The organism is Burkholderia sp. AW49-1 (genome assembly GCF_053427845.1).
Map to the genome: position 1 here is coordinate 1 of NZ_JBSAXF010000063.1, position 6607 is coordinate 6607.

Consider the following 6607-nt stretch of genomic DNA (forward strand, 5'->3'; position numbering starts at 1 on the left):
ATACACCGGAACCGGCTCGCCGCTGCGCACCTGAGCAGGTACCGTGAGGGTCGCCGTGATCGGCTCCGTCGTTGCATCGACCGTCACGCGGTGCGTCGCGGTATGCGTGCGACCGGCCGCATCCTTGACTGCCAACGAAATCTCCCGCACACCCGCATTCGACGGCGCGGTCAATTCGACGTCGTGAGTCGTCGCCGTGGCCGGCGAAAAACCCTCCGCTCGCCATTCATAAGTCAGGTCCCTGCCTGACGAGTCCGCACCCGACAGCATCAGCTTCGAACCGGCTTGCACCGTGACCGGGCCCGTGATTCTCGCCTGCGGCGCCGGACTGCCGCCACCGTACTCGTCCAGCATCGTGTTGATTCCAGCGACCAGATCGGGCTGCGTGCCAATCGACCGGTCGCCATTCGGCAGCGGCGTACCTGTCTCCGCCAGGATCCTGCGCATCACGCCCGGTGGCACGTTGCCGATCCCTTCCGTCCTCGCAACGCTCTGCATCACGGCAGCCGTTGCCGCGACGATCGGATTGGCAGACGACGTTCCCGAATACGAATCCGTATATCCCTGCTTGGGATTCCAACGATCGTATGACGTCGTCGTTACATTCCAGCCCCAACTGTACACATCCACGCGCGACCCATAATCCGAATAGGATGCCCGTCGACCGGTCTTCGGATCCGCCGCCCCGACCATGATGGCACCCGAGTCGTTCCTGCTTCGGTCGAACCGCCCCTGGAAATAGGGATCGTCCAGGTTGATATTGCCGTTCGCGGCGGCTTCGATAACGTGGATGCCCCGTTCGTGAGTCAAATAGCGAATGGCACTGACCACGTCCGGGTAATAATCCACTGGCACGAAGCAAGTCGCTTTGCAACCAAAAATCGGATCAAGGCCGTTGATTTGGTAGTGAATCCCGATCTGGATCACATCGCCCGACCGAAGCAGGTTCGCGAGATCAAGCAACTGCATGCCACCGCCATATTTCGAATACCCAATGGCTGCCCCATAGGCGATTCCTGTCGTGCCAAAACCGTTGTTCTTCGACACCATCGTGCCCACGGACTTCGTGTCATGGTCACCTACCGCGTGCGCGCCCTCGTTCCAGTGTTTGATGAACGGATCGGGCAAATCGACGTGTCCGAATTCCCAGTGACTGGTTTCCACCGACACAATGCGAGCCCGGCTACCGTCGCCCCCCGGATGCCTCCAGGCCTCCTCGGCATTGACGCCGCCAATCCTGTAGCCCGGCGCGATCGCGCTCGGCGCGTACAGGTAAGATTGTTTTGGCGTGTAGTCCGGCGGATTGGCGCGCGTGAGCTGAGTGATCGGCACCGCGTCATCGTCGATTTCATGGGGCGGTACTTTCAGGTAGGCCTCTTCCACAAGCGGATTGGCCTTGACTTTATTCAGCAACGCCTCGGCTTGCGCCACCGACAGCGTGCTGACGTCCACCGTGTAGTAACGGGTCAGGCCATAGCGCCGATACGCATCGACAGTCGCGACTGTGCGAGTTGTGGGCAGCGGAAATTCAGGGGCCAGCGTGGGCAATGTGTGTCGAAGCTGATCCAGATCACGACGTGCAATCGGATCTCCACTGCTTTTCGTCTGAATCTCGCCCATCTCCTGCTTGAGCTGCACGACCAACCGGTCGAACGGATACAGGCCCGATTGCGCCCAACTAGGCGCTCCTCCGACCAGACAACCTACCAGGCACACCAGGCCACCGATCACGCGCAATGCACCACGATTCATCGTCCCCTCCTCCCGACCCGATATCAGCGAACAGACGCGCTTCCCCGCTACGCGAACTGCGAGTCAATGAGCGCTTCACCGTGTCGATTCGTCGTCATGCATCCACGATGCCTGCAACCGCCACCCAGCAGTATTCGCGCCGGCGAACAAACGCATGAAGACAATCGCAATCGTGTTGCCCTATGCGGGAGCGAGCCGCATCGCGCACAACCGGCAATTGCGCTGCGACTCGTTTCAATTCGGGTCGACTTACGCCCGGCTTTTTACTGGCATGGCCCGACCCGGGTCCACGGGCTGGCTGGCGGCGCCGTGCCCTTGGTCCACCAGCCGGCACGATAAACCGATCCCTGGTAGGTCACTTCCTTGCCGCCCTCGAACGCGCGCGCAGCGGAATACGGCACCGGTACGTTGCTCACCAGCGTCCACGCATCGTTGCGGTCCGGTGCAGCCGTGCCCGTCGAATAGCCCGCCTGCCAGATCACGTTCTGGTAGCTCACCCGCTCGCCGCCGTTATAACTCCTGCCTTGCCAGGCCGGAACGCCCGTGGCGGCCGGATCCCGGTAATCGCACGTGCCGCCCCCATCCGATGGCGTGACCGTTACGGGTACCGGTGCCGAAGTCGTCGATGCGCCCTGACTCGTCGTCGCCTTGCCCGTCACGTTGTAGCTGCCCGCCGCCACGTTCTGCCAGTCGTACCTATATGGCGTGGCGCTCGCCTCGCCCAGCCTGATGCCGCCGTTGAAATACTCGACCTTGCTGATCGTCGCGCCGGTCACGCTCGCGCTCGACGTCAGCCTCACCGTGGCCGGTGCGCTACCGCTGACGTGCGGCGGGTTCAGACTAATGCTCGGCAGCGGCACCGGTGTCCCGCCCTCCGCCGGCGATACCGTCACCGTTCGGTTGGGTACCGGAAGAGAATTGCCGTGATCGTCCGACACGGTTACGCCAATGACCCCGTTGGTTGGCTGGGTAACCGCCGCCGCCGTGTAGTTACCGCTAGGTTGGTTGCCGATCGAGCCATCGAACAACGCCGACGTGCGTGACCACACATAACTCAGCGGCCGCCCCGTCTCGCTCTTCGCATCGACATGCACCGGAACCGGCTCGCCGCTACGCACCTGACCAGGCACGGTGAGCGTGGCGGTGATTGGCTGAGGTGGCGGCTCGGGAGCGACGATACCCATCGCACTACTGTAGCCCTGCTTCAGCCAGATCCGGTTTGCAACCAGATCCGTAGCGTTATAGTGAATATCGTTTCCGGCTCGCACGCCAATCCGCACGTAATTGCCATGACTCCGGTTCAACGTGTCCGCCAATTCCCTTGCCCAGATTTGCGGTTGAACGTTCGCGTCGGTAATGGGATGTCGGACATCGACGACTTCCGTTCCCCGCGCGTTGCCGCCCATCACGCGAAAGCGTACGGCATCGCCGACATTCGGCGCGAAGCCCGATTCGAGATACGGATTCGAATCGATCCACGGAAAACCGGGCTCGACGGTATCGCCGACGATCGTGATGTCGCTGCAATTGAAGAAACCTTCATTACCCGCGTCTCTGCGCTGCCAGTAGCTCACCAGCACCGCATCGCCCGTCCTGCCGGCCGGAATGGGTACGTTATACCGGGTGAAGGTCGTGACGTCCGGGAGACGACCGCCTCCGTTCGCCGGCTCCGGGTACGGCGCGGATATTTCGTCGAGCTTGTCGAGATCGCTCCACCGAAGCGGGCGCGACGGATCGTACGAGGGCTTTGACAGGTACTCACGCATCACCGCCGGAACGTGCGCCTGCGTGTTGTCCCAGCGGAGTTCGATCTTGCCATCCTTCGGCACGACCCGGGTCTTGCGCCAGACCGTCGCAGGCGCGTTGTCGAGTCCGACCTTTTGGGGATCACCGGCTGCGCAGATCAGCCCGTCCGGAACGGCTCTCCGCACATCCTCCTCCTTCTCGCCCATGCCGGCCGGATTCGCGGCAACCTCGTTCCATTGCTGAAATGGATAGACACGATTCCCTCCTTGCTGGAAGGCGGTACGACAATCGTCATGCGGAATCCCCGAGCCGTCCGCGGGGTAATCGTAACCTCGCTCCAGCCTGCATTGATACTGACGAGCAATGGGTACACCGACCGCGCCGTGCGCGACCGCTTCCTGTATCCCCGCAAACATGACCTGTACGCACAGCAGTAATCCGCACATCATCCGGATTGTCACGTACATTCCGCTACTTTCACTGTTTTCACGAAATCTCGACATCATGCCTCCTCTCAATCGGCAAGTCAGAGTTCGAATTTCTTCTCCGCAGCCGTGTCAGCAATTCAATTGCATCGTTGCAAACGTCCCGAATCATTGCGCGATTCCGCCCGTCCCGGTAATGAAGTAGGCGCCTCCCGCCGTGACCAGCCACGCATTCGTCGCATTGGCCGCGTCCAGCGCCGGCAGGCCGAGTGCCTGCGAAGGCAGGTTCTGCAGGCTCCAGCTGCCGCCGCCATCGTCGGTACGGAAAATCTGGCCCGATTCGCTCACAACCCATCCGATCGACGCGGTGACAAACTTGACGGCCAGCAGCGCTTCGCTGGTCGGCGACGTCGAGGCAGCCCAGGTCGCGCCACCATCGGTCGTCTTATAGATCCGCGTCGCGCCTCGACCGACGGCGAACCCGGTCGACGCTCCCCCGAACGAGACGCCCTTGAGCGCCGTACTGTTGGGCGCCAGGACGACATGCCAGCTTTGGCCGCCGTCGGTGGTTTGCAGGATCGAGCCGTTGTCGCTCACGGCGACAGCGTCATTGGAACCCGTGGCGTCGATGGCGTTCAGTGCGGGATCGCTCGTATTGCTGTGTTGCAGCGCCCAGGATTGACCGCCGTCAGTGGTGGCCAAGATGCTTTCTCCCGAACCAACGGCCCAGCCATGCTGCTGATCGACGAACTTGATGGCCACCAGCGTCGATGTTGAGCCGGTCGCAACGGGCTGCCATGTTGCACCACCATCGGAGGAAGACAGTACGTTGCGCTCGCTGTCCAGTGCCCAGACATGATTGCTGTCCACCGACGATATGCTGCGAATCGCATTGCCGGACGCGATCTGTATCGCCCACGTCAGCCCGCTATCCGTGGAATGGATCAGCGCGCCGCTCTCGCCGCCGATCCATCCGGACCGGGCATCGCCAAACGAAACCGTGTTCAGCGCGGTCGGGTCGATCGGCAGGCTCGGGGCGGTACACCAACCGGTGCCGGCCACTTCGCCCGCACACGGCAACTCGATCATTTCGTCCCTTTCGACGACTTGCAACGTCATGGAAGCCCCGGAGGATCCCGATGCGGGATTGGTCACGGTCAAGGTGACGGTATGTTGACCTGCTGCCGCATAGGTATGCGACGGAGCAGCATCACTGCTCGTCTCCCCGTCGCCGAAATCCCACGCGTAGCTGACAGCGCCACCGCCCGGGTTCTCGAAGCTGGCCGTGAGTTCGGCGGCGTCGCCCACCTTGACTTCCAGCGGCCCGTGAATCACGACACCGTGCGGGGGCAGCGGGGGTAACACGTCGATGCTCGCCGTTGCCGTTTCGGTGCGGCCGATGCTGTCGGTGACGGTCAGCGTGACCGTCCGGGCGCCGGCCGCTGCATAGGTGTGCGTGACATGCTGCCCCGTCGCGGCACTCGAGCCATCGCCGAAGTCCCACGTATACGACGTCACACTGCCGTTCGACGGGGGGTTCGCGTCGCCCGAGAATGGGACCGCGCTCTGCGCGCGAACCTCGTCCGGCGCGACAATCGTCGGTAGAAGCGGTGGATCCGGCGGATTAACCGGCGCGGTCACGATCGTGACGGTGGTGGTGCTGGTCGCACTGAGGCCCGCGGCATTGGTCGACGTCACCGACACCACGTAATGCCCCGTGGCGCCATATGCGTGTTGCGCGTTCGCTCCGGTTGCGGTTTGTCCATCGCCGAAATTCCACGCATAGGTCAGCGGCCCACCGCCGGCATTGGTCGAGATCGCGAGGAACGACAGTGCGCTGCCGGGCGCGGGAGAGGCGGTGCTGAGCAGCAGAATTGCCGGCGGTGACGGCGGTAACGGCTGTGCGGAAACCGTAATGGCGGTAGTCGACGTGGCGGCGGCACCGTGGACGTCGACGACCGTGAGCGTCACATTGAACGTGCCTGCCGATGCGTAAGCGTGGGCCACCTGCGGACCGGACGCGCTTGCACCGTCGCCGAACTGCCAGCCGTACTGGATGCCGGCGCCTGTCCCCGCGCCATGAAAACTGACTGGTCGGGTTGCCGCAGGCTGATGTGGGTCGATCGAAACGATCTGAGCCGTCGGAAGGTCTGGAACGGGTGCGACACCTTCGCTGCTCCGGGAAACATGATGGTCGCCGCATGCTGCGAGCAGGGCGAACAGGAATCCCAGGGGCCATTTTTCCAATCTCAAAAGCGCCATCTTTTCTCGCAAGCTCGAGATCATGATCAATATCCGCTTAAAATGTCAATTAAACAGATTTCACGCTTCCGGATACTGGCTTACAACATATCAATCGAACTACCAATCGATAATTAAAAATAACGGCATTTTTTCTTGATTCTTATTCCTCTTATTCCACCTCTTCCCATGCGGCAAGACAGAATAAGCCATCTCATCATTGCACTACCAAATTCCTACAAATATCTTTCTTCGTCATTGTGAGCCGACGGCTTGGCGTGCGAATCGTTCATAGCCTGAACAATAACCGCCCGATCTCGATCGACTTCAAGTTACAAGACACGTTAGTGAACTATTCAAATGACGGCCGGCCTTCCATGACGCCCCGAGACCATGATTCGCCGTAACGGCGCCCCCAGCATCGCATCCAGTGACAGCGCGGT

3 protein-coding genes are annotated in these 6607 nt (G+C 61.6%); all 3 read right to left on the reverse strand.

What is annotated here, in order from left to right:
* Positions 1 to 1752: S8 family serine peptidase (locus tag ACV22W_RS33265; RefSeq protein ID WP_448023775.1), on the reverse strand; the 1752-nt coding region annotated here is incomplete at its 3' end.
* A gap of 263 nt (positions 1753 to 2015) precedes the next feature.
* Positions 2016 to 4004 carry a lytic polysaccharide monooxygenase gene (locus tag ACV22W_RS33270; protein WP_448023777.1) on the reverse strand — a complete coding sequence of 663 codons (1989 nt, stop codon included), beginning with the start codon at positions 4002 to 4004 and terminating at the stop codon, positions 2016 to 2018.
* 87 nt (positions 4005 to 4091) lie between these two features.
* Positions 4092 to 6209 carry a PKD domain-containing protein gene (locus tag ACV22W_RS33275; protein WP_448023778.1) on the reverse strand — a complete coding sequence of 706 codons (2118 nt, stop codon included), beginning with the start codon at positions 6207 to 6209 and terminating at the stop codon, positions 4092 to 4094.
* Between the last annotated feature and the right edge of the window lie 398 nt (positions 6210 to 6607).

What these genes read in the sequence shown, in the direction of transcription:
- ACV22W_RS33270 (WP_448023777.1), bottom strand. Translation starts at nt 4,004, where the DNA reads ATGATGTCGAGATTTCGTGAAAACAGTGAAAGTAGCGGAATGTACGTG.
- ACV22W_RS33275 (WP_448023778.1), bottom strand. Translation starts at nt 6,209, where the DNA reads ATGATCTCGAGCTTGCGAGAAAAGATGGCGCTTTTGAGATTGGAAAAA.